We start from the raw sequence: 24,658 nt of genomic DNA, 5'->3' as shown, positions 1-24,658 counted from the left end.
CGATGGGCTATACTCGATGAGGTCACCCTTCATTGGAGGTAGCCCATGGCTACGCAAATTTTTGTGAACCTGCCGGTTGGCGATCTGCCCGCGTCCATGGCATTTTTTAGCCGGCTGGGCTTCGGCTTTAACGCGCAGTTTACCGACGACACCGCCGCTTGCATGGTGGTCAGCGACAGCATTTACGTGATGCTGCTAACCCACGACAAGTTCAAAATGTTCACGCCGAACCCGATCGGCGACGCCAGAAAGGCCACCGAGGTATTGGTCTGCCTGTCGCAGCCCAGCAGAGCGGCGGTGGACGAGCTGGTGCGCAAGGCGATCGCCGCCGGCGGCAACACCTACAACCAGCCGCAGGATTACGGTTTCATGTATGGCCACGGCTTCCAGGATCCGGACGGTCACATCTGGGAGCTGATGTATATGGATGAAAACGCCCCGCAGGCGCAGTAACCCGGCCGCCCCCGGCCGCGGGGGCGTTCCCATCGGATTTACCTATGTGACAAACCCCGCTTTTTCGATAATGATTGATCCCGGCGCCTTTCTGCATACTTTGCCGCGATCTTTAGTTGATTCGACGGTAGAGAAGGCCGGATAATCGTTTGCCTTGAATAAACCACCATAAATCACCCGCATCACGCGCTGCGAGTTAAACGTTTGCCTTTTTGCGCGCCGCCGGTTGGCCGCGCCGCTGAAGGGCAGGGAAGCGAACGTGACGGAAACGATTCCGTGGCGACCAGGCGCGGGCGGGATTACAGGCCTGTTGCAACGGGCCGATAATGAAACACAGGGGACAGCAACATATGTCGAATTCTCAAGCGAATAACGCCGTAAAACCAAAAGGCGGGCTTGATGGCTACTTTAATATTTCCGCGCGCGGCAGCACCGTGCGTCAGGAGGTGGTGGCGGGGCTGACCACCTTCCTGGCGATGGTTTACTCGGTGATCGTGGTGCCGAGCATGCTGGGCAAGGCGGGGTTCCCGCCGGCGGCGGTGTTCGTCTCCACTTGCCTGGTGGCCGGGCTGGGGTCGCTGCTGATGGGGCTGTGGGCCAACCTGCCGATGGCCATCGGCTGCGCTATCTCACTGACCGCCTTCACCGCCTTCAGCCTGGTGCTGGGCCAGCACATCAGCATTCCGGTGGCGCTGGGCGCGGTATTCCTGATGGGCGTGCTGTTCACCGTCATTTCGGTCACCGGCATCCGCGCCTGGATCCTGCGTAACCTGCCGATGGGCGTGGCGCACGGCACCGGCATCGGCATCGGCCTGTTCCTGCTGTTGATCGCCGCCAACGGCGTCGGCCTGGTGGTGAAGAACCCGCTGGACGGCCTGCCGGTGGCGCTGGGCGCCTTTACCTCCTTCCCGGTGGTGATGACGCTGCTCGGGCTGGCGGTGATTTTCGGCCTGGAGAAGCTGCGGGTGCCGGGCGGCATCCTGTTGGTGATCATCGCCATTTCGGTGATTGGCCTGATCTTCGATCCGGCGGTGAAATACCAGGGGCTGTTCGCCATGCCAAGCCTGGCGGACGCCAACGGCAACTCGTTGATTTTCAGCCTGGACATCATGGGCGCGCTGCAGCCGGTGGTCTTGCCGAGCGTGCTGGCGCTGGTGATGACCGCGGTCTTTGACGCCACCGGCACCATCCGCGCGGTGGCCGGCCAGGCCAACCTGCTGGATAAAGACGGCCAGATCATCAACGGCGGCAAGGCGCTGACCTCAGACTCCCTGAGCAGCGTCTTTTCCGGCCTGGTGGGCGCCGCGCCCGCCGCGGTGTACATCGAATCCGCCGCCGGCACCGCCGCGGGCGGCAAGACCGGCTTGACCGCCACCGTGGTCGGCCTGCTGTTCCTGTTGATCCTGTTCCTGTCGCCGCTGGCCTACCTGGTGCCGGTCTACGCTACCGCGCCGGCGCTGATGTACGTCGGCCTGCTGATGCTGAGCAACGTCACCAAGCTGGACTTCAACGACTTCGTCGACGCCATGGCCGGCCTGCTGTGCGCGGTGTTTATCGTGCTGACCTGCAACATCGTCACCGGCATCATGCTGGGCTTCAGCTCGCTGGTTATCGGCCGCATCTTCTCCGGCGAATGGCGCAAGCTGAATATCGGCACCGTGCTGATCGCACTGGCTCTGGTGGCGTTTTACGCCGGCGGCTGGGCCATCTAATCGCGCGTTCTCTTCCCCTGCCCGCGCGGGCGGGGGAAGCTCGCCCCGCCGTTCCCCTTCGGATAAGTCTCCTTCTGTTCTGCGTGGCGTTTTGAAAGGCACAACAAGCTTTAACCGCCGTAAAAAAAGTGATCTACTATTCGGTGCATACTCAGAGATGCAGTCTGAACCCGAGAGTCTAAGGAAAGCATGGAAATCTTTTTTACAATCCTCATTTTGATCCTGGTGGTCTCCCTGTCCGGGGTGGTGACACGCATGTTGCCGTTCCAGGTGCCGCTGCCGTTAATGCAAATCGCCATCGGGGCGCTGTTGGCCTGGCCGCATTTCGGGCTGCACGTCGACTTTGATCCCGAACTGTTCCTGGTGCTGTTCATACCGCCGCTGCTGTTCGCCGACGGCTGGAAAACGCCGACGCGCGAGTTTTTGCACCATGGGCGAGAAATTCTCGGCCTGGCGCTGGTGCTGGTGTTGATCACCGTCGTCGGCGTCGGCTACCTGATTTACGCCATGGTGCCGGGCATTCCGCTGGTGGCGGCCTTTGCGCTGGCGGCGGTGCTGTCGCCGACCGACGCCGTGGCGCTGTCCGGCATCGTCGGCAAAGGGCGCATTCCCAAGCAGATTATGGGCGTGCTCGAGGGCGAGGCGCTGATGAACGACGCGTCCGGCCTGGTGTCGTTGAAGTTCGCCATCGCGGTGGCGATGGGCACCATGGTGTTCACCGTCGGCGGCGCCACCCTCGAATTCCTCAAGGTGGCGATCGGCGGCCTGTTGGCCGGCGTGGCGGTTACCTGGCTCTACAGTAAATCGCTGCGGGTGATGAGCCGCTGGAGCGGTGACGACCCGGCCACCCAGATTGTCTTCCTGCTGCTGCTGCCGTTCGCCTCGTATCTGATCGCCGAACATATCGGCGTCTCGGGCATCCTGGCGGCGGTGGCCGCGGGCATGACCATCAGCCAGTCCGGCGTGATCCGCAACGCGCCGCTGGCGATGCGCCTGCGCGCCAACAGCGTCTGGGCGATGCTGGAGTTTGTGTTCAACGGCATGGTGTTCATCATGTTGGGGCTGCAGCTGCCGGGCATTCTGGAGACGTCAATCCTGCAGGCCGAGCTGGACCCGACCATCCAGACCTGGTACCTGTTCGCCGACGTTGCGACCATCTACGCCGCGTTGCTGGTGCTGCGTTTCACCTGGCTGTGGCTGATGAAAAACGCCAGCAAGCGCTTTATGAAAAAGCGTCCGCTGCAGTTTGGCGATTACAGCACCCGCGAACTGTGGGTCGCCTCTTTCGCCGGGGTGCGCGGGGCGATTACCCTGGCCGGCGTGCTGTCGATACCGCTGCTGCTGAGCGACGGCAGCGCCTTCCCGGCGCGTTATCAGCTGGTGTTTATCGCCGCCGGGGTGATACTGCTGTCGCTGATCGTCGGCGTGCTGGCGCTGCCGCTGTTGCTGCGCGGGGTACAGGTGGCGGACAAGAGCGCCAGCAAGAGCGAAGAGCGCATGGCGATCGCCATGGCCGCCGAAGTGGCGATCGAGAGCGTGAACAAGATGGAAGAGCGCCTGGCCGCCGACACCGAGGAAAACCTCGATCCGCAGGTGCTGAAAGAGATCAGTTCCCGGGTGGTGGGCACGCTGCGGCGGCGCATCACCTCCAAGGACGATATCGAGAATGCGCTGGCGCTGGAGAACCTCGAGCGGCGTTTCCGTCTGACGGCGCTGCGCGCCGAACGCGGCGAGCTGTATCACCTGCGCGCCACGCAGAAAATCAGCAACGAGACGCTGCAGAAGCTGCTGCACGATCTCGACCTGCTGGAAGCGTTGCTGATAGAACGCGAAGGGTAATGAAACACGGGGCCGCAGACGCGGCCCCGATTATTTCACCGGCGGCCAGTAGTCGCGGCAGCAAGCGATCCAGGCCTGTGCGCCGTGCGAAAGGTAGCTGCCCTGGCGCCAGATCAGCCCGACCTTCCACTCCATGCGCGGCTCCAGCGGCAGCCAAATCAGGCTTTCCTTGTCCAGCCACTGGCACACCGGCTCCGGCAGGGTGGCGATGCCGACCCCGGCCTGCACCATCGAGGCGAGAAAATCCCACTGCCCGCTGCGCACCGCGATCTGCGGTTCAAAACCGGCCTGGCGAAAAGCCTTCATCAGCATTTTGTACAGCGCGAAATCCTCGTTGTAAATCAGGATCGGCCAGTGGGCCAGCTCGGCGATATCGATGCCGGTGCGGTTGAGCCAGTGCGGCGTGCGCGGCGCCACCACGCACATCGGGTGCCCCAGCAGCGGCAGAAAGGTCAGCGGCTGATCCGAATCGACGGGCAGCACGGTCATCGCCAAATCCAGCTCGCCGGACATCACCGCCTGCTCGACCGACAGCCCGCCCAGCTCGGAAATTTTCAGTTCGATGCCGGGTAGGTCTGGCGGAAGCGGCGGATCAGATCGGCTATCTGGCGGCCGACCATCGGCGGAATGCCCAGCCGCAGCACGCCTTTTTTCACCGAGCTGATGTCTTCCAGCTCGGCCTCCAGCTGGCGGAACTCGTCGAGGATCGCCAGCCCGCGCTGGTACACCGCCTGACCGCTGTCGGTCAGGTGCAGCTTGCGTCCTTCGCGGATCAGCAGCGTGCATTCCAGCTCTTCCTCCAGATGGCGCAGCATCTTGCTGATGGTCGGCTGGGTGACGAACAGTTTCTCCGCCGCGCGGGTAAAGCTTTGCTGGCGCACCACTTCGACGAAGTAGCGCAGGGTGCGAACGTCCACGTTGGGGTTCTCCTCAGGGCGATACCGGCGGGAAACTATTCCCTGACGGCATGATGCCGATAATTTTAATTCATTTCAGGCAGGGTTACCCGGCTGCGTATACTGTAAGCCGTAAATTATTTGCTCGAGGTTATCTTCCATGTCACTGGCGTTACGCCGTGCCGCGCCATCCCTGCTGACCCGCCTGCAGGTGCCGATCCAGGTTGCTTTGTATGCGGTGCTGTTCCTGATTGCCGACCGTCTGGTTCAACAATTTCACCTGCCGCTGCCCGCCAATATTGTCGGCATGCTGATGCTGCTGGCGCTGATCCTGTTGCGCATTCTGCCGCTGAACTGGGTCAAGGCCGGTTCGCGCTGGCTGCTGGCCGAAATGCTGTTGTTTTTCGTGCCGGCGGTGGTGGCGGTGGTCAACTATGCCCAGCTGCTGATGGTCGAGGGCTGGAAGATTTTTCTGGTGATTGGGATCAGTACCACGCTGACGCTGGGCGCCACCGGACTGGTGGTGGATCGGGTCTACCGGCTGGAAGTGTGGCTGCAGCGGCGGAAACAGCGCCATGAATGACTTTATCCTCAGCCTGGCCTGTTTCCTGGCGACGCTGGCGCTGTACTTCGCCAACAAGCGGCTCTATCGCCGCCGCCGCACCCTGCTGCTGATGCCGCTGGTGCTCACGCCGATGATCCTGGTGCTGCTGCTGGTGGTGACCCACATCTCCTATCGGGACTACATCGGCGAAACCCATTGGCTGCTGTGGCTATTGGGGCCGGCGACCATCGCTTTTGCGGTGCCGGTATACGAAAACCTGCATATTATTCGCCGCCACTGGCTGTCGCTGACCGCCGGCGTCGTGACGGCGGTGCTGGTGGCGGTGTACAGCTCGGTGTGGCTGGCGCGGCTGCTGACGTTGCCGGAAGAGGTGCAGCGCAGCCTGGCGGTGCGCTCGATCACCACGCCCTTTGCGCTGGAGGCCGCCAAACAGATGGGCGGACAGCCGGATCTGGTGGCGCTGTTCGTGGTGATCACCGGGGTGTTCGGCATGGCGGTGGGGGATATGCTGTTCCTGCGGCTGGCGGTGCGCAGCCGTCTGGCGAAGGGGGCCGGGTTGGGGGCCTCGTCCCACGGCGCCGGTACCGCGAAGGCCTATGAGCTCGGGCAGCAGGAAGGGGTGGTTTCCAGCCTGGTGATGATGCTGGCGGGGATCATCACGGTGATCGCCGCGCCGCTGATTGGCCAATGGATGTGGTAACGCCGGGCGCGGTTGCATGAAATTTCGCCAATGGGAACGGTGCCGACCGCCGTTGGCGAGAAAAAGCGAAAAAACTTTTCAGCACGATTTTGTCCATCATTAGAACAAAATGCGATAGATAAAACGGCGTTAAACTCTTCTGCGCATTTCTCGTCCAGTCGCGCTTATTTAAATATAAATAATTACCGCGCTAATCATAAAGCGCAACTTATTGATATAAAGAAATTCTCATCGTTAAATTTTCTGCACATTAACTGTGGTAAATAATATCAAATAGTATAAATCCAAATGCAATGATTGTATTGTCATGGATAATGCGCCGGAAAGTCATCTCCAGGTAATATCGGGGAAACAAAACGGTCATTTATTGCTCGCAGCACCTTTCGCCAAAAAAAATATCCTCTCCTATACTTCATTCCTCAGGAAAACGAGGCAGGCAGGGGGTTCTCAAGATTAGCTATTACGTCATTTCTTAGTTGGGGGGCGACCCAACTTTCTCATGTTTTTTATTCTGACTTAACCTGTCGGGCGGCCAGGCTTTGCCTAAAACCGGGCGGTTATTTTCATTAACTTAATGAAGACGTGCTAGAGAATATTATGAACAAACAAACGGGTGTAAAAGGCGAAGAGTCTCAGGCGCAGCATTCTGCTATTGTCGAAAAAAATGAGTTGCATGAAATAACCACCGCCCAGCGCGAGCTTTGGCTGGGGGAAAACATCTCCAAAGACCTGTCGTTCAATATTTGGGGGTATGGGCGGGTCGACGGGCCGCTCGACGTTAGGCTGTTGCGGCAAGCCATCGACGCCATTGTCGAAGAAACGCCGGCCCTGCAGGCGCATTTTGTGGAAAGAGACGGTGAGCTTTACCAATACCGCGCGCCACGCACCCATGAGCCCTTGTTCAGCCTCGATCTCAGCCACGACCCCGACCCCGAACAGGCCGCCAACCGCTGGATGATCGAAGACGCGGCGCTGCCGCGGCGGGCGACAGGCGAAGAACCCTTTAGTTTTTATTTGATTACGCTCGCCCCGCAGCGCTATGTGCTCTATCGTCGCTTCCACCACATGATGACCGACGGCCGCAGCGCCGAGGAGGTGATGCGGCGCATTGCGGCCTACTACAACGCCCTGGCTTCCGGCGGCGACATTCCGGAATTCGCCAACTGCAATTTCTCCCTGCTTTACGAAAATGACCTCAAATACCGCGGCTCTTCGCGCTTCGCCTCGGACCAGGCCTTTTGGCGGGAATACACCGCCGCCGCGCCGCAGAGCCTGTCGCGCCAGGCGATACTGACCCCGGGCGCCGCCATGCAGCACAGCACGCAGCTGCTGGAAAAAGCGGCCTTGGATCGGCTGCAGAGCCGCGCAGAAATTATCGGCGTCCACCGTGCGCATATTTTGGCCGCCGCCGTCGCACTATGTTTCTACAGTTTGACCGGTAGCGAATATCTTAATTTCAGCATGCCGGTGACCGGCACGCGCGAAAGAAACAGTATTGGTATGACCTCCAACGTAGTCCCTTTAATTATTCAGGTTAATCCGCAGCAGGGCCTGACGGAATTTATTCAACAGGTTGCGGCTGAAATAGCAAAAGTGGTGCGCCATCAATTATACCGCGGTGAGGATATTCGCCGTGACAATGGCGCAACGGATCACGCCTGGTTTGGCCCTTCAATTAATATCGTTTCTTTCGACCATGGCGATCCTTTCTGGGGATGCCGCACCCGTTGGTACTACGGCGGGAATATCCCGGCCGGTGATTTACAGATTATGCTGTACGAAGATCGGCAGGCGGACGAGCTGGACGTGACGTTTTCCGACGCCGCCTATGCAAATTCATTAGGCGATCTGAATGTTTTGCAGCGACGTTTCCAGTTTATTTTACGCGCGTTGAGCGCATCAACCGCGGGCACCGTAGCGGCGCTGGATCAACAGGTGGCGGCGCTGGCGGAGGCCGACGCCAGCGGCAGTTTTTACGCCAACCGCCGCCAGCCGCCGGCCGGCGGCATTATTCGCTGGGATCGCCCGGCGCAGGCGTTGCAGCGCATGGTCAGCTCGCTGAGCCATGGCGCGGGCATCGGCTGCCAGGCGAAAATTCTGCTGGCGGACCGCGCACTGGGGCTGGCGGCGCTGCAGGCGCTGAGCGCCGAGTGGGCGGCCGCGCCCGGCACCCTGCTGCGGATCGACGCCGACGGCTGGGACATCGCCGCCGACCCTGGGGTGGTGCGGGCCGGGCCATTCCTGCGCGCCGACGGCACGCGCCTGCCGGGCGATGCGCTGGCTCAGGCCTGCGGTCTGTCTGTCGGCGCGGTTCTGCCGCTGTTGAGCGATGCCGAAGCGCTGCAGCTTGGCGCGGCGTATGGCGCCAGCGCCGGCAACGCGGCATTCTGGCAGCCGCGCCTGACGCGCTTTTATCCGGCGCCGTTCCCGCCGGGGCCTGGGCGCCAGGCGAGTCGGCCGGCGCGCTGGCAGGCGACGGCGTGGCAGCGGCTGGAACAGATATCCGGCGAGCAGGTGCTGGCCGCGGCGACCCTTTATCTGGCGCGCATGTGCAACGAAACCGATTTTCAGCTTGGCTGGATTGTCGCGGACGAACGTGACTGGGGGCGTTGGTCTTCTCTGCGCGCGCGGGCGCTGCCGCTGCAGGTTTCTATCGATAACGGCCACAACTTCCAGCAGGCGCTGGACGCGCTGCAGCAGGAATATACGCAGCTGCGCGCCCACGCGGTTTATCACCCCGCGCTGCTGACGCGCGATGCGGAGCTGCGCGCCCCGATGGCCTGGCCTGCGGCGGTGTCGATCGTCAGCCGGCGGGCGGAGCAGGGGCTGCGGCCTGAAGACGAGGGCGTCGCCGCCATCATGGCGTCCGGTTCGCGCGCGGTGCTGCAGATCTGCAAGACCGACGGCGCTTTCCGCTGGGTGTACGACGCCGCCTCGGTGGCCGATGAACAAATGCTGCGCGCCACCCAGCACCTGCTGATGCTGCTCAATGACGCGGTCAAAGCGGGCGCCCACCGTCGCACCGTCGGCGAGCTCAGCCTGGTCTCCGCCGAAGAGCGCGAACTGCTGCTCAACGGCCTCAATCACCGCGTCGTTCCGCACCCGCCTGCGCTCTGCCTGCATCAGCAGTTCGAAGCCCAGGTGAAGCGCACGCCGAACGCCACGGCGCTGGTGCACGGCGCCGAGCGCCTGAGCTATGCCGAACTGAACGACCGGGCTAATCGCTGGGCGCATCGCCTGATGCGGCAAGGCGTGCAGCCGGACAGCCTGGTGGCGCTGTGCGCCGAACGCGGCCTGCCGATGTTGGTCGGCCTGCTGGGGATCCTTAAGGCCGGCGGCGCTTACGTGCCGCTGGATCCGGCCTACGGCGGGGAGCGCTTGCAGTATATCCTGGCGGACTCCGCGCCGGTGCTGCTGCTGGCGGACGCCGCGGGCCGTCAGGCGCTGGGCGACAGCGCGCTGCCGGTGCTGGCTCTGGAACAGCTGCCCGCGGAGGAAAGCGGCGATCCGCAAACCGCCGGGGTGGGGCCGTCGCATTTGGCGTATGTGATCTACACCTCCGGCTCGACCGGCAAACCCAAAGGGGTGATGGTCGAGCATCGCCAGGTGGCGCGGCTGTTCAGCGCCACGGACAGCTGGTTCAACTTTACCGCCGCCGACAAATGGTGCCTGTTCCACTCGTTCGCCTTTGATTTCTCGGTCTGGGAGATTTGGGGCGCCTTGCTGCACGGCGGGCAGCTGTTCATCGTGCCGCAGGACATCGCCCGCTCGGCGCCGGATTTTTATCGCTTCGTCTGCCGCAGCGGCATTACGGTATTGAACCAAACGCCCAGCGCGTTCAAAGCCTTTATCCAGGCGCAGGCCCACAGCGACGAGCGGCAACGGCTGCGCTACGTCGTGTTTGGCGGCGAAATGCTGAAGCCTTCCGATCTGGCGCCGTGGTTCGCCCGCAATGCGGAGCGGCAGCCGCAGTTGATCAACATGTACGGCATTACCGAGACCACGGTACACGTCACCTATCGCCCGCTGTCGGCGCAGGACGCGGCGATCACCGCCAGCCCGATCGGCCGGCGCATTCCCGATTTGCGGCTCTACCTGCTGGGCGCCGACGGCCAACCGGTGCCGATGGGGGCGATCGGCGAGCTGTACGTCGGCGGTGAAGGCGTGGCGCGCGGCTACCTGAATCGGCCGGAGCTGACGGCGGAACGCTTCCTCGAGGATCCTTTCAACCGGGCCCCGGGCGCGCGCATGTACCGCGCCGGCGATCTGGCGCGCTATCTGCCGGATGGCGACCTCGAGTATCTGGGGCGCAACGATCAGCAGGTGAAGATCCGCGGTTTCCGCATCGAGTGTGGCGAGGTGGAGGCGCAGCTGAGCGCCGATCCGCGGGTACGGAGCGTTGCGGTCGACGCGATTGACGACGGCGACGGCGGCAAGCGGCTGGTGGCCTGGGTGGTGCCGGCTATGGATGCCGATCGCGGCGCGCTGGCGGCCGGGTTGCGCCAGCATCTGCAGGCGCGCCTGCCGGATTATATGGTGCCGGTGGCCTATGTGTGGCTGGAGGCGTTGCCGCTGACCGGCAACGGAAAACTGGACAAACGCGCCCTGCCGGCGCCGCAGATCGGCGCCTGCGCGCGCGAAGCCTACGTTGCGCCACAGGGCGAGACGGAAACGCTGCTGGCGGGGATTTGGCGCGAACTGCTGGGCGTGGAGCGCGTTGGCCGTTACGACAGCTTCTTCGAGCTGGGCGGGCACTCGCTGATGGCGGTGCGGCTGGCCAACCGGGTGCAGCAGGCGGGATGGCTGCTGCCGCTGCGGGCGTTGTTCGCCGAGCCGGTGTTGCACCTGCTGGCGCAGGCGCTGGAGGCGGCGCCCACGCAGGCGCTGCCGCCGATCGAGGCGACGGCCCGCGATGCGGCGCTGCCGCTGTCGTTCGCCCAGCAGCGCCTGTGGTTCCTGACCCAGCTGGAAGGCATGAGCGAAACCTATCACATCCCGCTGGCGCTGCGCCTGCGCGGGCGGCTGGACCGGCAGGCGCTGCAGCAGAGCCTGGACGCGCTCTATGCTCGCCACGAAGCGCTGCGCAGCCGGTTCGTCAGCCAGAACGATCGGCCGCAGGTGCATATCCTGCCGGCCGAGGGGCTGCCGCTGGCATTCCACGATCTGCGCCGTCAGCCCGAGCGCGCCGGGCCGCTGTGCCGGCAGGCGGCCACCGAACCGTTCGATCTGGCGCAGGGCCCGCTGGTGCGCGCCACGCTGATCCGCCTGGCGGAGGAAGAGCATCTGTTCCTGCTCACCTGCCACCACATCGTTTCCGACGGCTGGTCGACCGGCATTCTGCTGCGCGAATTGGGCGCCCTGTACGGCGCCTTCCGCCACGGCGAAGCCGATCCGCTGCCGCCGCTGGCGCTGCAATACCCGGACTACACCGCCTGGCAGCGCCGCCACCTGACGCCGGAACGGCTGTCGGCGCAGGCGCAATACTGGCGCGAAACCCTGAGCGGCGCGCCGGCGCTGTTGACGCTGCCGACCGACCGGCCGCGCCCGACGGTGCAGTCGTTCAGCGGCGCGGAGGTGCCGGTCGTCATCGACGCCGAGCTGACGCAGGCGCTGCGGCAGTTCGGCCGGCAGCACGGCGCCACGCTGTTCATGACGGTGCTGGCGGCCTGGAGCCTGGTGCTGGCGCGCATGGCCGGGCAGCGGGAGCTGGTGATCGGCACGCCGGAGGCCAACCGCAGCCGGCTGGAAACCGAGCCGCTGGTCGGCTTCTTCGTCAGTACGCTGGCGCTGCGCATCGATCTTCAGGACGATCCGAGCCTGCCGACGCTGATCGAACGGATCCGCCGCACGGTGCTGACGGCGCAGGAAAACCGCGACCTGCCGTTCGAGCAGGTGGTGGAGCAGGTGAATCCGCCGCGCCACCTGGGCTATACCCCGCTGTTCCAGGCGATGCTGGCCTGGCAGGACGGTTCGGTGCGCGATATCGCGCTGCCCGGTCTGCAGGCGGAGCCGGCCGGACTGGAATACGGCGCGGCGAAGTTCGATCTGACGCTCGATCTGGCCGATACCGGCGAGCACGTCAGCGGCACGCTGAACTTCGCCACCGCGCTGTTCGATCGCGCCACCGCCGAACGCTACGGCGTTTACCTGCTGCAGGCGCTGCGGGCCATGACGCTGGATAACCAGCAGCCGGTATCCCATATCGATTTGCTGCCGATGGCCGAGCGCGAGCATCTGCTGCACGGCTGGAACGACACCGGCCGGGATTACCCGCTGCACCAGACGCTGCAGGCGCTGTTCGAGCAGCAGGTGCAGCGCACCCCGGAGGCGGTGGCGGTGGTCTGCGGCGGGGAAAGTCTGAGCTACGCCCAGCTGAACGCCCGCGCCAACCGGCTGGCGCATCGGCTTATCGCCTGCGGCGTGGGGCCGGACAGCCGGGTGGCGGTGTGCGCCGAGCGCAGCCTGGCGATGGTCACCGCGCTGTTTGGCATCCTCAAGGCCGGCGGCGCCTACGTGCCGCTGGATCCGTCCTACCCGGGCGAGCGCCTGCAGTACATCCTGCAGGATGCCGAGCCGCTGCTGCTGCTGGCGGACGCCGCCGGGCGGGCGGCGCTGGCGGCGCACGAGGTGCCGCAGCTGGCGCTGGACGAGGCGCTGCCAGGCCAATTGAGCGGCGACAACCCGCAGCCGCGGGCGCAGTCGTCGCACCTGGCGTACGTGATTTACACCTCGGGGTCGACCGGCAAGCCGAAGGGGGCGATGAACGAACACTGCGGGGTGGTCAACCGGCTGCTGTGGATGCAGGAGGCCTACGGCCTGACGGCGCAGGACCGGGTGCTGCAAAAAACGCCGTTCGGCTTCGACGTGTCGGTGTGGGAGTTCTTCTGGCCGCTGATGGTCGGGGCGCAGCTGGTGATGGCGAAGCCGGAGGGGCACAAGGATCCGGACTACCTGAGCCGGGCGATAGCCGAGCACGGCATCACCACGCTGCACTTCGTGCCCTCGATGCTGCAAAGCTTCCTGGCGGACGAGCGGGCGGCGGCGCGCTGCCAACAGGTGCGGCGGGTAATGTGCAGCGGGGAAGCGCTGCCGGCGACGCTGGTGGCGGCGTTCTACCGGCGGCTGCCGCAGGTGGAGCTGCATAACCTGTACGGGCCGACCGAGGCGGCGGTAGACGTCACCGCCTGGCGCTGCGCCCGCGAGCCGGGGCTGGCGTCGGTGCCGATCGGCCGGCCGATCGCCAACACGCGGATTTACCTGCTGGACGAACGCGGGCAACCGGTGCCGCTGGGGGCGGTGGGCGAGCTGCATATCGGCGGGGTGCAGGTGGCGCGCGGCTACCTGAACCGGCCGGAGCTGACGGCGGAGCGCTTCCTGCGCGATCCGTTCAACCCGGGCGGGCGGATGTACCGCACCGGCGACGTGGCGCGCTATCTGGCGGACGGCGCTATCGAGTACCTGGGGCGCAACGATCAGCAGGTGAAAATCCGCGGCTTCCGCATCGAATGCGGCGAGATAGAAGCGGCGCTGGCGGCGCACCCGGCGGTGCGTGAAGCGGTGGTGGATGCGCGCGAGACGGGCGGCGACAAGCGGCTGGTGGCCTGGGTGGTGCCGGCGGCGGGCGTGGCGGAGGAGGGTCTTGCGGGGACGCTGCGTCAGCATCTGAGCGCGGCGCTGCCGGACTACATGGTGCCGGCGGCCTGGGTGGTGGTGGCGGCGTTGCCGCTGTCGCCGAACGGCAAGCTGGACCGGCGGGCGCTGCCGGAGCCGCAGGGAGCGCAGAGCCAGGCGGCCTACGCGGCGCCGCAGGGCGAGCGCGAAATGCTGCTGGCGGAGATCTGGCGCGAGCTGCTGGGGTGGAGCGGGTGGGGCGGCACGACAACTTCTTCGAGCTGGGCGGCCATTCGCTGCTGGCGGTGAAGCTGATGGCGCAGCTGCGCCGCGCCGGCCTGGCCGCCGGGGTGCAGACGCTGTTTACCGCACCGACGCTGTCGGCGCTGGCGCAGGCGGTGGTCGCACAGGGTGAAATCAGCGTGCCGGAAAACCGCATTGATGCAGACACCGCGAACATTACGCCGGAGATGTTGCCGCTGGCGACGCTGAGCCAGCAGGACATCGACGCGGTGGTGGCGCAGGTGCCCGGCGGCGTGGCCAACGTGCAGGATATTTACGCGCTGTCGCCGCTGCAGGAAGGGATCCTGTTCCACCATTTGTTGGCGGAACAGGGCGACCCGTACCAGCTGTCGGCGGTGCTGCGTTTCGACAGCCGCGCGCGGCTGGACGCCTGGCTGGCGGCGATGCGCCAGGTGATCGCGCGGCATGACATTTTGCGCACCGCGTTCATCACGCAGGGCGTTTCCTCACCGGTGCAGGTGGTGTGGCGCCAAGTGGAGCTGGCGCTGAGCGAGCTGAGTTTCGATCCTGCCGCGGGACCGGTCCGCGAGCAGCTGGCGGCCAGCTTTGATCCGCAACGGCAGCGGCCGGATCTGAGCCGCGCGCCGCTGCTGAACTTCAGGGTGGCGCAGGAGGAAGACGGCGGCTGGTGCGCATTGCAGCAGTGGCACCACCTGATTGGCGATCACTCGACCCTGGCCTTTATGGAGCAGGAAGTGAGCGCGATCCTGGCCGGGCGCGGGGCGCAGCTGGCGGCGGCGCAGCCGTTCCGCAATGCGGTGGCGCAGGCGCGGCTGGGCGTCAGCGAAGCCGAGCATGAGCGCTTCTTCCGCGAGATGCTGGCGGATATCAACGAGCCGGTGCTGCCGTTTGGCCTGAGCGACGTGCACGGCGAAGGGCATCAGATGGTCAGCCGTTATCAGGCTCTGCCGTCGGCGTTGAACCTGCGGCTGCGGCGGCAGGCCCGGCGCCTGGGCGTGAGCCTGGCCAGCCTGTGCCATCTGGCCTGGGCGCAGGTGCTGGCGCGCGCCAGCGGACGCGACGCGGTGGTGTTCGGCACCGTGTTGCTGGGGCGTTTGCAGGGGGGCGAAGGCGCCGAGCGGGCGCTGGGGTTGTTTATCAATACCCTGCCGTTGCGTCTGGATATCGATCGGCGCGGCGTCGCGGCGGCGGCGCGCGAGGCGCACGCCCGGTTGAGCGGGTTGCTGGCCCACGAGCATGCGCCGTTGGCGCTGGCGCAGCGCTGCAGCGGCGTCAGCCCGGGCGCGCCGTTGTTCAGCGCCTTGCTTAACTATCGCCATAACAACGGTGAAGCGGCGGTGCTGCCGGAAGGCGTCAGCCTGCTGAGCGCCGAGGAGCGCACCAACTATCCGTTCGTGCTGTCGGTGGAGGACGGCGGCGACTCGCTGGGCATGACCGCGCAGGTCACCGAGGCGGTCAGCGCGGAACGGGTCTGCGGCTATATGACGCAGGCGCTGGCTTCGCTGGCGGAGGCGTTGGAGCAGGCGCCGGACACGCCGGTGTGCAGCCTGGCCGTGATACCGGACGCGGAGCGCGAACTGCTGGTGAATGGCTGGAACGACACCGGCCGGGACTACCCGCTGCACCAGACGCTGCAGGCGCTGTTCGAGCAGCAGGTGCAGCGCACCCCGGAGGCGGTGGCGGTGGTCTGCGGCGGGGAAAGCCTGAGCTACGCCCAGCTGAACGCCCGCGCCAACCGGCTGGCGCATCGGCTTATCGCCTGCGGCGTGGGGCCGGACAGCCGGGTGGCGGTGTGCGCCGAGCGCAGCCTGGCGATGGTCACCGCGCTGTTTGGCATCCTCAAGGCCGGCGGCGCCTACGTGCCGCTGGATCCGTCCTACCCGGGCGAGCGCCTGCAGTACATCCTGCAGGATGCCGAGCCGCTGCTGCTGCTGGCGGACGCCGCCGGGCGGGCGGCGCTGGCGGCGCACGAGGTGCCGCAGCTGGCGCTGGACGAGGCGCTGCCAGGCCAATTGAGCGGCGACAACCCGCAGCCGCGGGCGCAGTCGTCGCACCTGGCGTACGTGATTTACACCTCGGGGTCGACCGGCAAGCCGAAGGGGGCGATGAACGAACACCGCGGGGTGGTCAACCGGCTGCTGTGGATGCAGGAGGCCTACGGCCTGACGGCGCAGGACCGGGTGCTGCAAAAAACGCCGTTCGGCTTCGACGTGTCGGTGTGGGAGTTCTTCTGGCCGCTGATGGTCGGGGCGCAGCTGGTGATGGCGAAGCCGGAGGGGCACAAGGATCCGGACTACCTGAGCCGGGCGATAGCCGAGCACGGCATCACCACGCTGCACTTCGTGCCCTCGATGCTGCAAAGCTTCCTGGCGGACGAGCGGGCGGCGGCGCGCTGCCAACAGGTGCGGCGGGTAATGTGCAGCGGGGAAGCGCTGCCGGCGACGCTGGTGGCGGCGTTCTACCGGCGGCTGCCGCAGGTGGAGCTGCATAACCTGTACGGGCCGACCGAGGCGGCGGTGGACGTCACCGCCTGGCGCTGCGCCCGCGAGCCGGGGCTGGCGTCGGTGCCGATCGGCCGACCGATCGCCAACACGCGGATTTACCTGCTGGACGAACGCGGGCAACCGGTGCCGCTGGGGGCGGTGGGCGAGCTGCATATCGGCGGGGTGCAGGTGGCGCGCGGCTACCTGAACCGGCCGGAGCTGACGGCGGAGCGCTTCCTGCGCGATCCGTTCAACCCGGGCGGGCGGATGTACCGCACCGGCGACGTGGCGCGCTATCTGGCGGACGGCGCTATCGAGTACCTGGGGCGCAACGATCAGCAGGTGAAAATCCGCGGCTTCCGCATCGAATGCGGCGAGATAGAAGCGGCGCTGGCGGCGCACCCGGCGGTGCGTGAAGCGGTGGTGGATGCGCGCGAGACGGGCGGCGACAAGCGGCTGGTGGCCTGGGTGGTGCCGGCGGCGGGCGTGGCGGAGGAGGGTCTTGCGGGGACGCTGCGTCAGCATCTGAGCGCGGCGTTGCCGGACTACATGGTGCCGGCGGCCTGGGTGGTGGTGGCGGCGTTGCCGCTGTCGCCGAACGGCAAGCTGGACCGGCGGGCGCTGCCGGAGCCGCAGGGAGCGCAGAGCCAGGCGGCCTACGCGGCGCCGCAGGGCGAGCGCGAAACGCTGCTGGCGGAGATCTGGCGCGAGCTGCTGGGGGTGGAGCGGGTGGGGCGGCACGACAACTTCTTCGAGCTGGGCGGCCATTCGCTGCTGGCGGTACGCCTGACCAACCGTCTGCAACAGGCGGGGCTGCAGCTGCAACTGCAGGCGCTGTTTGCCGGCCCGACCTTGCACCTGCTGGCGCAGCAGCTGCGATCGGCGGCGGGCGAGACGCTGCCGCCGATCGAGGCGACGGCCCGCGATGCGGCGCTGCCGCTGTCGTTCGCCCAGCAGCGCCTGTGGTTCCTGACCCAGATGGAAGGCATGAGCGAAACCTACCATATCCCGCTGGCGCTGCGCCTGAACGGCGATCTGGACCTGTCCGCCTGGCGCCGCAGCCTGGACGCGCTCTATGCGCGCCATGAGGCATTGCGCAGCCGGTTCGCGACTCTGGACGATCGGCCGCAGGCGCACATTCTGCCGGCCGACGGCCTGCCGCTGACGCTGCACGATCTGCGCGGCCAGCAGGATGCGCAGAGCCGCGCACGGCAGCTGGCGCAACAGCAGGCGGATGCGCCTTTCGATCTGAGCGCCGGCCCGCTGGTGCGCGCCACGCTGATCCGTCTGGCGGAGGAAGAGCATCTGTTCCTGCTCACCTGCCACCACATCGTTTCCGACGGCTGGTCGACCGGCATTCTGCTGCGCGAGCTGGGCGCCCTGTACGGCGCCTTCCGCCACGGCGAAGCCGATCCGCTGCCGCCGCTGGCGCTGCAATACCCGGACTACGCCGCCTGGCAGCGCCGCCACCTGACGCCGGAACGGCTGTCGGCGCAGGCGCAATACTGGCGCGAAACCCTGAGCGGCGCGCCGGCGCTGTTGACGCTGCCGACCGACCGGCCGCGCCCGACGGTGCAGTCGTTCAGCGGCGCGGAGGTGCCGGTCGTCATCGACGCCGAGCTGACGCAGGCGCTGCGGCAGTTCGGCCGGCAGCACGGCGCCACGCTGTTCATGACGGTGCTGGCGGCCTGGAGCCTGGTGCTGGCGCGCATGGCCGGGCAGCGGGAGCTGGTGATCGGCACGCCGGAGGCCAACCGCAGCCGGCTGGAAACCGAGCCGCTGGTCGGCTTCTTCGTCAGTACGCTGGCGCTGCGCATCGATCTTCAGGACGATCCGAGCCTGCCGACGCTGATCGAACGGATCCGCCGTACGGTGCTGGCGGCGCAGGAAAACCGCGACCTGCCGTTCGAGCAGGTGGTGGAGCAGGTGAATCCGCCGCGCCACCTGGGCTATACCCCGCTGTTCCAGGCGATGCTGGCCTGGCAGGACGGTTCGGTGCGCGATATCGCGCTGCCCGGCCTGCGGGCGGAAAGCGCGAATCTGGGTTATCAGACCGCCAAGTACGATTTGACGCTCGATCTGGCGGAGGTCGGCGGGCAGGTCAACGGCACGCTGAACTTCGCCACCGCGCTGTTCGATCGCACCACCGCCGAACGCTATGGCGCTTATCTGCTGCAGGCGCTGCGGGCCATGGCGCAGGGCGGCTCCCTGCCGGTTTCGGAGATCGATCTGCTGCCGGCCGCGGAGCGCGAACTGCTGCTGCATGGCTGGAACCAGACCGCCGAAGCCTATCCGGCGCAGAGCAGCGTGCACGGCCTGTTTGAACGGCAGGTGCGGCAGGATCCGGCTGCCGTCGCGCTGGTGAGCGACGACGGCAGCCTGAGCTACGCCCAGCTCAATGCCCGCGCCAACCGGTTGGCGCATCGGCTGATTGCGCAGGGCGTGCGCCCCGGCGATCGGGTGGCGACCTGCGTGGAACGCAGCGCCGCGCTTATCCTCGCTCAGCTGGCGATCCTCAAGGCGGGGGCGGCGTATGTACCGGTCGATCCGCAGTTGCCTGCCGTGCGGCAGGCGTGGATCCTCGACGACAGCGGCGCGATGTTGATCCTGTGCGATCGCGATCTCGACGGCGCAATCGCCGGCGAGGTGCAGCGCCTGCGTATCGATCGGCCGCTGGAGGGCGCGGCCACCGATCCGGGGTTGCCTGTCGCCAGCGACCGGCCGGCTTATGTCATGTACACCTCGGGGTCTACCGGCACCCCTAAAGGCGTGGTGGTGGCGCACCGGGGCATCGTCCGCCTGGCGGTCAACAATCGCTTCGCCGCCTTCGCGCGCGGCGATCGCCTCGCCTTCGCCGCCAACCCGGCGTTCGACGCCTCTACCCTGGAGACGTGGGGGGCGCTGCTGAACGGCGCCAGCCTGGCGGTGATTACGCCGGAGGTGCTGACGGATGCCGACGCGCTGGCGGCGGCGCTGGTGCGGCAGCAGGTCAACGTGCTGTTCCTCACCACCTCGTTGTTTAACCAATACGCCCACAGCATCGCCGGCACGCTGGCGCAGTTGAAGTACCTGATCAGCGGCGGCGAAGCGGCGGATCCGCATGCCTATGCCCGCCTGCTGAAGGAAGGGGGACCGGTGCAGCTGGTGAATGCCTACGGGCCGACCGAGGGCACCGTCATCGCCACGGCGGCGGCGATTACCCGGGTAGAGCAATGGCAGCGTCTGCCGATCGGCCGGCCTGCCGGCAACACCCGGATCTACCTGTTGGATCCGCATCAACGGCCGGTGCCGCTGGGGGCGACCGGCGAGCTGTATATCGGCGGCGCCGGGGTGGCGCTGGGCTATCTCAACCGCGCCGATCTGACCGCCGAGCGCTTCCTGGCGGATCCGTTCGCCCCGGGCGGACGCATGTATCGCACCGGCGACCTGGCGCGCTATCTGCCGGACGGCAACATCGATTATCTGGGGCGCAACGACCGGCAGGTGAAAATCCGCGGTTTCCGCATCGAATGCGCTGAAATCGAAGCGCGGCTGGCCGGCCATGCTGCGGTGCGCGAGGCGGTGGTCGACGTATGCGGCGAAGGGGACGACAAGCGCCTGGTGGCCTGGCTGGTGCCGGAGGCCGCAGCGGAGCGCACGACATTGGCGACCACGCTGCGGCAGTATCTGGCGGGCATGCTGCCGGAGTTTATGCTGCCTGCGGCCTATGTGCCGCTGGAGGCGCTGCCGCTGACGCCAAACGGCAAGCTGGATCGGCGGGCGTTGCCGGCGCCGGAGGAAGCGGCCTATGCGCGTGAAGCCTACGCCGAGCCTGAAGGCGAGCTGGAGACGCTGCTGGCCGGGATCTGGCGCGAGCTGTTGGGCATTGAGCGCGTTGGCCGTCACGACAACTTCTTCGAGCTGGGCGGCCATTCGCTGCTGGCGGTGAGGCTGATGGCGCAGCTGCGGCGCGCCGGGCTGAGCGCCGGGGTGCAAACGCTGTTCACCGCCCCGACCTTGTCGACGCTGGCGCAGACGTTGGGCGCGCAGCGGGAGGTGAGCGTACCGGCCAACCGCATTGATGCCGACGGCGAACGCATTACCCCGGAAATGCTGCCGCTGGCGACGCTGAGCCAGCAGGACATCGACGCGGTGGTGGCGCAGGTGCCGGGCGGCGTGGCCAACGTACAGGATATTTACGCGCTGTCGCCGCTGCAGGAAGGGATCCTGTTCCACCATTTGTTGGCGGAGCAGGGCGACCCGTACCAGCTGTCGGCGGTGTTGCGTTTCGACAGCCGCGCGCGGCTGGATGCCTGGCTGGCGGCGATGCAACGGGTGATCGACCGCCACGACATCCTGCGCACCGCCTTTATCGGCGAGGGGGTTTCATCGCCGGTGCAGGTGGTGTGGCGCCGCGCGGAGCTGGCGCTGAGCGAACTGCGGCTGAACCCGGCGGCGGGCGAGATTGGCGCGCAGCTGACGGCGTTGTTCGACCCGCGCCGTATCCGGCCGGACCTGACGCGCGCGCCGCTGCTGAACTTCGTGACCTCGCCGCAGGCCGACGGCAGCTGGTGCGTGCTGCAGCAGTGGCACCATCTGATCGGCGATCACTCGACCCTGGCGGTGATGCAGGAGGAGGTCAACCTTATCCTGGCGGGCCGCGGGGATGAACTGGCCGCCGCACCGCCGTTCCGCAATGCGGTGGCGCAGGCGCTGCTGGGGGTCAGCAAGGCCGAGCATGAGCAGTTCTTCCGCGGCATGTTGGTGGATATCGAGGAGCCGGCGCTGCCGTTTGGCCTGAGCGACGTGCACGGCGAAGGGCTGGACGTTTCGACGGCGCAGCTGGCGCTGCCGCCGGCGCTCAACCTGCAGCTGCGGCGGCAGGCGAGGCGGCTGGGCGTGAGCCTGGCCAGCCTGTGCCATCTGGCCTGGGCGCAGGTGCTGGCGCGCACCAGCGGGCGCGATGAGGTGGTGTTCGGCACCGTGCTGCTGGGCCGCCTGCAGGCCGGCGAGGGCGCCGAACGGGCGCTGGGGCTGTTCATCAACACGCTGCCGCTGCGCCTGGACGTCGATGACGCCGGCGTGGAAACGGCGGTGCGGCAGGCGCACATTCGGCTGAGCGGGCTGCTGGCCCACGAACATGCGCCCCTGGCGCTGGCGCAGCGCTGCAGCGGCGTGGCGGCCGGAACGCCGCTGTTCAGCGCCTTGCTGAACTACCGCCATAACGACGGAGAGGACGCGGCATTGCCGGCCGGGGTGACGCTGCTGGACGCGCAGGAACGTACCAACTACCCGTTCGTGCTGTCGGTGGAAGACGGCGGCGATTCGCTGGGGCTGACCGTGCAGGTCAGGCAGCCGATCGCGGCGCAGCGGGTATGCGGCTATATGGCGCAGGCGCTGACCTCGTTGGCGGCCGCGCTGGAGCAATCGCCGCAGACGCCGGTGTGCGAACTTGAGGTGGTGCCGGATGAAGAGTATGCGCTGCAGCTGCACGGCTGGAACGCCACGGCGGAAGACTACCCGGCGCAAGCCTGCGCGCACCAGCTGTTCGAACAGCAGGCGGAGCAGACGCCGCAGGCCGTGGCGCTGATCCACGACCAACGGCAGTTGAGCTACGCGCAACTGAATGCCCGCGCCAACCGGCTGGCGCACCGGCTGATCGAGCGCGGCGTTCTGCCGGGCGACCGGGTGGTGGCGCGGCTGGCGCGCGGTATCGAGCTGGTCTGCGCCCAGCTGGCGATCATGAAGGCCGGCGCGGTGTATGTGCCGGTCGATCCGCAGCTGCCGGCGGCGCGGCAGGCCTGGATCATCAACGACAGCGGCGCGCGCCTGATGGTGGCGGAAACCGCCGGCGATGAGGGCGTTCCGCAGCTGTCGGCCAGGGATGCCGAGGGCAATGCGCACAACCCGTCGCTGCCGCTGTCGAGCACCGCCACGGCGTACATCATGTACACCTCGGGCTCGACCGGCCTGCCGAAAGGCGTCATGACCCCGCATCAGGGGATCACCCGGCTGGTGCGCCATAACCGCTACGCCGCCTTTGACGCCGCAGATCGCGTGGCCTTTGCCGCCAACCCGGCGTTCGACGCCAGCACGCTGGAGGTGTGGGCCGCGCTGTTGAACGGCGGCGCGCTGGTGGTGATGGCGCCGGAGGTGGTGATGGATGCCGAATTGCTGGCCACCGCGCTGCAGCGCCAGCGCATCACTACGCTGTTCCTGACCACGGCGCTGTTCAATCAGTACGTGCAGAGCATCGCCGCAACGCTGGCGCAGCTGAAATACCTGATCAGCGGCGGAGAGAAAGAGGATCCGGGCGCTTACGCGCGGCTGCTGCAGGAGCGCGGGCCGGTGCGGCTGATCCATGCCTATGGGCCGACGGAGACCACCACCTTCGCCACCACGGCACAGATCGAACACGCCGAAGGCTGCGTGCGCCTGCCGATTGGCAAACCGGTCGGCAATACCCGCGCTTATCTGTTGGATGGCCGCGGGCGACCGGTGCCGATTGGCGCGGTCGGCGAGTTGCACATCGGCGGCGTCGGGGTGGCGCTGGGCTACCTGAACCGGCCGGCGCTGACGGCGGAGCGCTTCCTGAGCGATCCCTTTAACCCGATCGGCGGCAGCCGCATGTATCGCACCGGCGATCTGGCGCGCTATCTGCCGGATGGCAATATCGAATACCAGGGGCGCAACGATCAGCAGGTCAAGCTTCGCGGTTTCCGCATTGAGCCGGGCGAAATAGAAGTGCAGCTGGCGGCGAGCCCCTGGGTGCGGGAGGCGGCGGTGCAGGTCTGCTCGGCGGCGCATAACCCGCGGCTGGTGGCCTGGATTGTGCCGGCGGCGGATGCCGACCGCGCGGCGCTGCCCGGGCAACTGCGGTCGCACCTGAGCGATCGGCTGCCGGATTACATGGTGCCTTCGGCCTACGTTTGGCTGGAGGCGATGCCGCTGACCGCCAACGGCAAGCTGGACCGGCGCGCGTTGCCGGAGCCGGAAACCGCGGCCGGCGTCGCGCGGGAATACGCGCCGCCGCAGGGCGCGGGCGAAACGGCGCTGGCGCAGCTGTGGCGCGAGCTGCTTGAGGTGGAGCGGGTAGGGCGGCACGATAACTTCTTCGAGCTTGGCGGCCATTCGCTGCTGGCGGTGCGCCTGTCCAGCCGGATGCGGCAACTGGGCGTCAACGTGCCGGTGCAGGCGGTATTCAACCATCCGATACTGGCCGAGCTGGCCGCGCGGATCGACCGCCGCAGCGAAGATGCCGCGCCGCGCAAGGCGGTGCCGGCCCGCAGCGGCGGCAGCCGACATCCGCTGTTCTTCGTGCCGACCGGGTTTGGCGACCATTCCTACGTGTTTGAACTGGCGAAGGAAATTGACGAAGAGTTCCCGGTGTACGCCGTGCCGTGGCCGGCGGTGGAGGAGAAGCCGGCCACCATGCACGAGATGGCCGCCAGCGCCGTGGCGCTGATCCGCGAGGTGCAGCCGCAGGGGCCGTATCATCTGGCGGGTTACTCTTCCGGCGGCGTATTGGCCTACGCCATCGCCGAGCAGCTGCAATCGGCGGGGGAACCGATCGCCTTCCTGGGGCTGATCGATACCCTGCGGCCGGTGGACGCGATGCACAGCCCGGTACAGCTGTTGCTGAACTGGGTGGAGTCGACGCTGGAAACGCCGGATCCCCGGCTCTGCCGGCAGCTTGCCGAGCTGCCGTTGCCGGAGGCGATAGCGGTGGTGCAACGGGCGGGGATCAAAACGCAGCACCCGAAAGTGGCCGACGAGGCGGCGCTGTGGCAGCAGCGTCATCATTACGCCAAGCTGGTGGAGGCGACCCAGGTGCAGCCGGCGTCTCTGAAGCTGCACCTGTTCAAGGCGAAACAGGAACAGGTTTCCGCTCATTCGCAAAATGAACAGTTCAGAGAATACTGGCAGAAGATCAAACAGGCGGGGTATTGCCGTGAAGACGCGTCCGCGCTGGGTTGGGACATGCTGTTGTCGCCTTCGGCGGTCAGCGTGCGCCAGGTCAGCGGCGACCATGTGTCGATGATGGAGCATCCGGATCACCGGCGCGAGCTGGGCCAGCACTTCAACCTGGTGCTGCACGGCCTCGGGCGGGCGTAACCCGGCGCCGGCAGGATGAAAAAGCCCTCGTTCGAGGGCTT

General features: G+C 66.6%; 7 protein-coding genes and 1 pseudogene. 7 read left to right on the top strand and 1 reads right to left on the bottom strand.

Annotated elements, in window-relative coordinates; all coding sequences use genetic code 11:
* Nucleotides 1-45 precede the first annotated feature (45 nt).
* The 3 genes from D7I37_RS04480 to D7I37_RS04470 all read left to right on the top strand — a co-directional run bounded on the left by D7I37_RS04480 (nucleotide 46) and on the right by D7I37_RS04470 (nucleotide 4,004).
* Nucleotides 46-453: a VOC family protein gene (locus D7I37_RS04480; protein WP_061799155.1), complete on the top strand. Its 408-nt coding sequence runs from the start codon at nucleotides 46-48 to the stop codon at nucleotides 451-453.
* Nucleotides 454-803: 350 nt separating this feature from the next.
* Entirely contained in the window at nucleotides 804-2,165 is a 1,362-nt protein-coding gene (locus tag D7I37_RS04475; protein ID WP_095099471.1) for an NCS2 family permease, read from the top strand.
* A 189-nt stretch (nucleotides 2,166-2,354) separates the two neighbouring features.
* Complete coding sequence (locus D7I37_RS04470; protein WP_061799152.1) at nucleotides 2,355-4,004, top strand: Na+/H+ antiporter; 1,650 nt, start codon at nucleotides 2,355-2,357, stop codon at nucleotides 4,002-4,004.
* A gap of 30 nt (nucleotides 4,005-4,034) precedes the next feature.
* On the opposite strand, the pseudogene D7I37_RS04465 reads toward D7I37_RS04470, so the two are convergent.
* Nucleotides 4,035-4,921, bottom strand: a pseudogene (locus tag D7I37_RS04465) (LysR substrate-binding domain-containing protein).
* A 139-nt stretch (nucleotides 4,922-5,060) separates the two neighbouring features.
* On the opposite strand from D7I37_RS04465, the gene D7I37_RS04460 reads away from it, so the two are divergent.
* The 4 genes from D7I37_RS04460 (at nucleotide 5,061) to D7I37_RS04445 (ending at nucleotide 24,617) form a co-directional block, all read left to right on the top strand.
* On the top strand, nucleotides 5,061-5,483 hold the full coding sequence (locus D7I37_RS04460) for a CidA/LrgA family protein (protein ID WP_129543358.1): 423 nt from the start codon (nucleotides 5,061-5,063) through the stop codon (nucleotides 5,481-5,483).
* On the top strand, nucleotides 5,476-6,165 hold the full coding sequence (locus tag D7I37_RS04455; RefSeq protein ID WP_061799148.1) for an LrgB family protein: 690 nt from the start codon (nucleotides 5,476-5,478) through the stop codon (nucleotides 6,163-6,165). Before D7I37_RS04460 ends, D7I37_RS04455 begins: the two co-directional genes overlap by 8 nt.
* Nucleotides 6,166-6,762: 597 nt before the next feature.
* Nucleotides 6,763-14,085 (top strand): non-ribosomal peptide synthetase, encoded by a 7,323-nt coding sequence (locus D7I37_RS27620; protein ID WP_129543357.1) that lies wholly within the window; start codon nucleotides 6,763-6,765, stop codon nucleotides 14,083-14,085.
* Nucleotides 14,031-24,617, top strand: coding sequence for a non-ribosomal peptide synthetase (locus D7I37_RS04445; RefSeq protein WP_129543356.1), 10,587 nt, complete (start codon nucleotides 14,031-14,033; stop codon nucleotides 24,615-24,617). Before D7I37_RS27620 ends, D7I37_RS04445 begins: the two co-directional genes overlap by 55 nt.
* Nucleotides 24,618-24,658: the final 41 nt, after the last annotated feature.

Source organism: Serratia sp. 1D1416, assembly GCF_003641105.1.
Lineage (GTDB): Bacteria > Pseudomonadota > Gammaproteobacteria > Enterobacterales > Enterobacteriaceae > Serratia > Serratia ficaria.
Note: the sequence above shows the minus strand (reverse complement) of the source record. Positions and strands in the feature narration are given on the sequence as shown.

Excerpts from the sequence above, each read along its gene's own strand:
- D7I37_RS04480 (WP_061799155.1), top strand. The coding sequence starts at position 46 with ATGGCTACGCAAATTTTTGTGAACCTGCCGGTTGGCGATCTGCCCGCG.
- D7I37_RS04470 (WP_061799152.1), top strand. The coding sequence starts at position 2,355 with ATGGAAATCTTTTTTACAATCCTCATTTTGATCCTGGTGGTCTCCCTG.
- D7I37_RS04475 (WP_095099471.1), top strand. The coding sequence starts at position 804 with ATGTCGAATTCTCAAGCGAATAACGCCGTAAAACCAAAAGGCGGGCTT.
- D7I37_RS27620 (WP_129543357.1), top strand. The coding sequence starts at position 6,763 with ATGAACAAACAAACGGGTGTAAAAGGCGAAGAGTCTCAGGCGCAGCAT.
- D7I37_RS04460 (WP_129543358.1), top strand. The coding sequence starts at position 5,061 with ATGTCACTGGCGTTACGCCGTGCCGCGCCATCCCTGCTGACCCGCCTG.
- D7I37_RS04455 (WP_061799148.1), top strand. The coding sequence starts at position 5,476 with ATGAATGACTTTATCCTCAGCCTGGCCTGTTTCCTGGCGACGCTGGCG.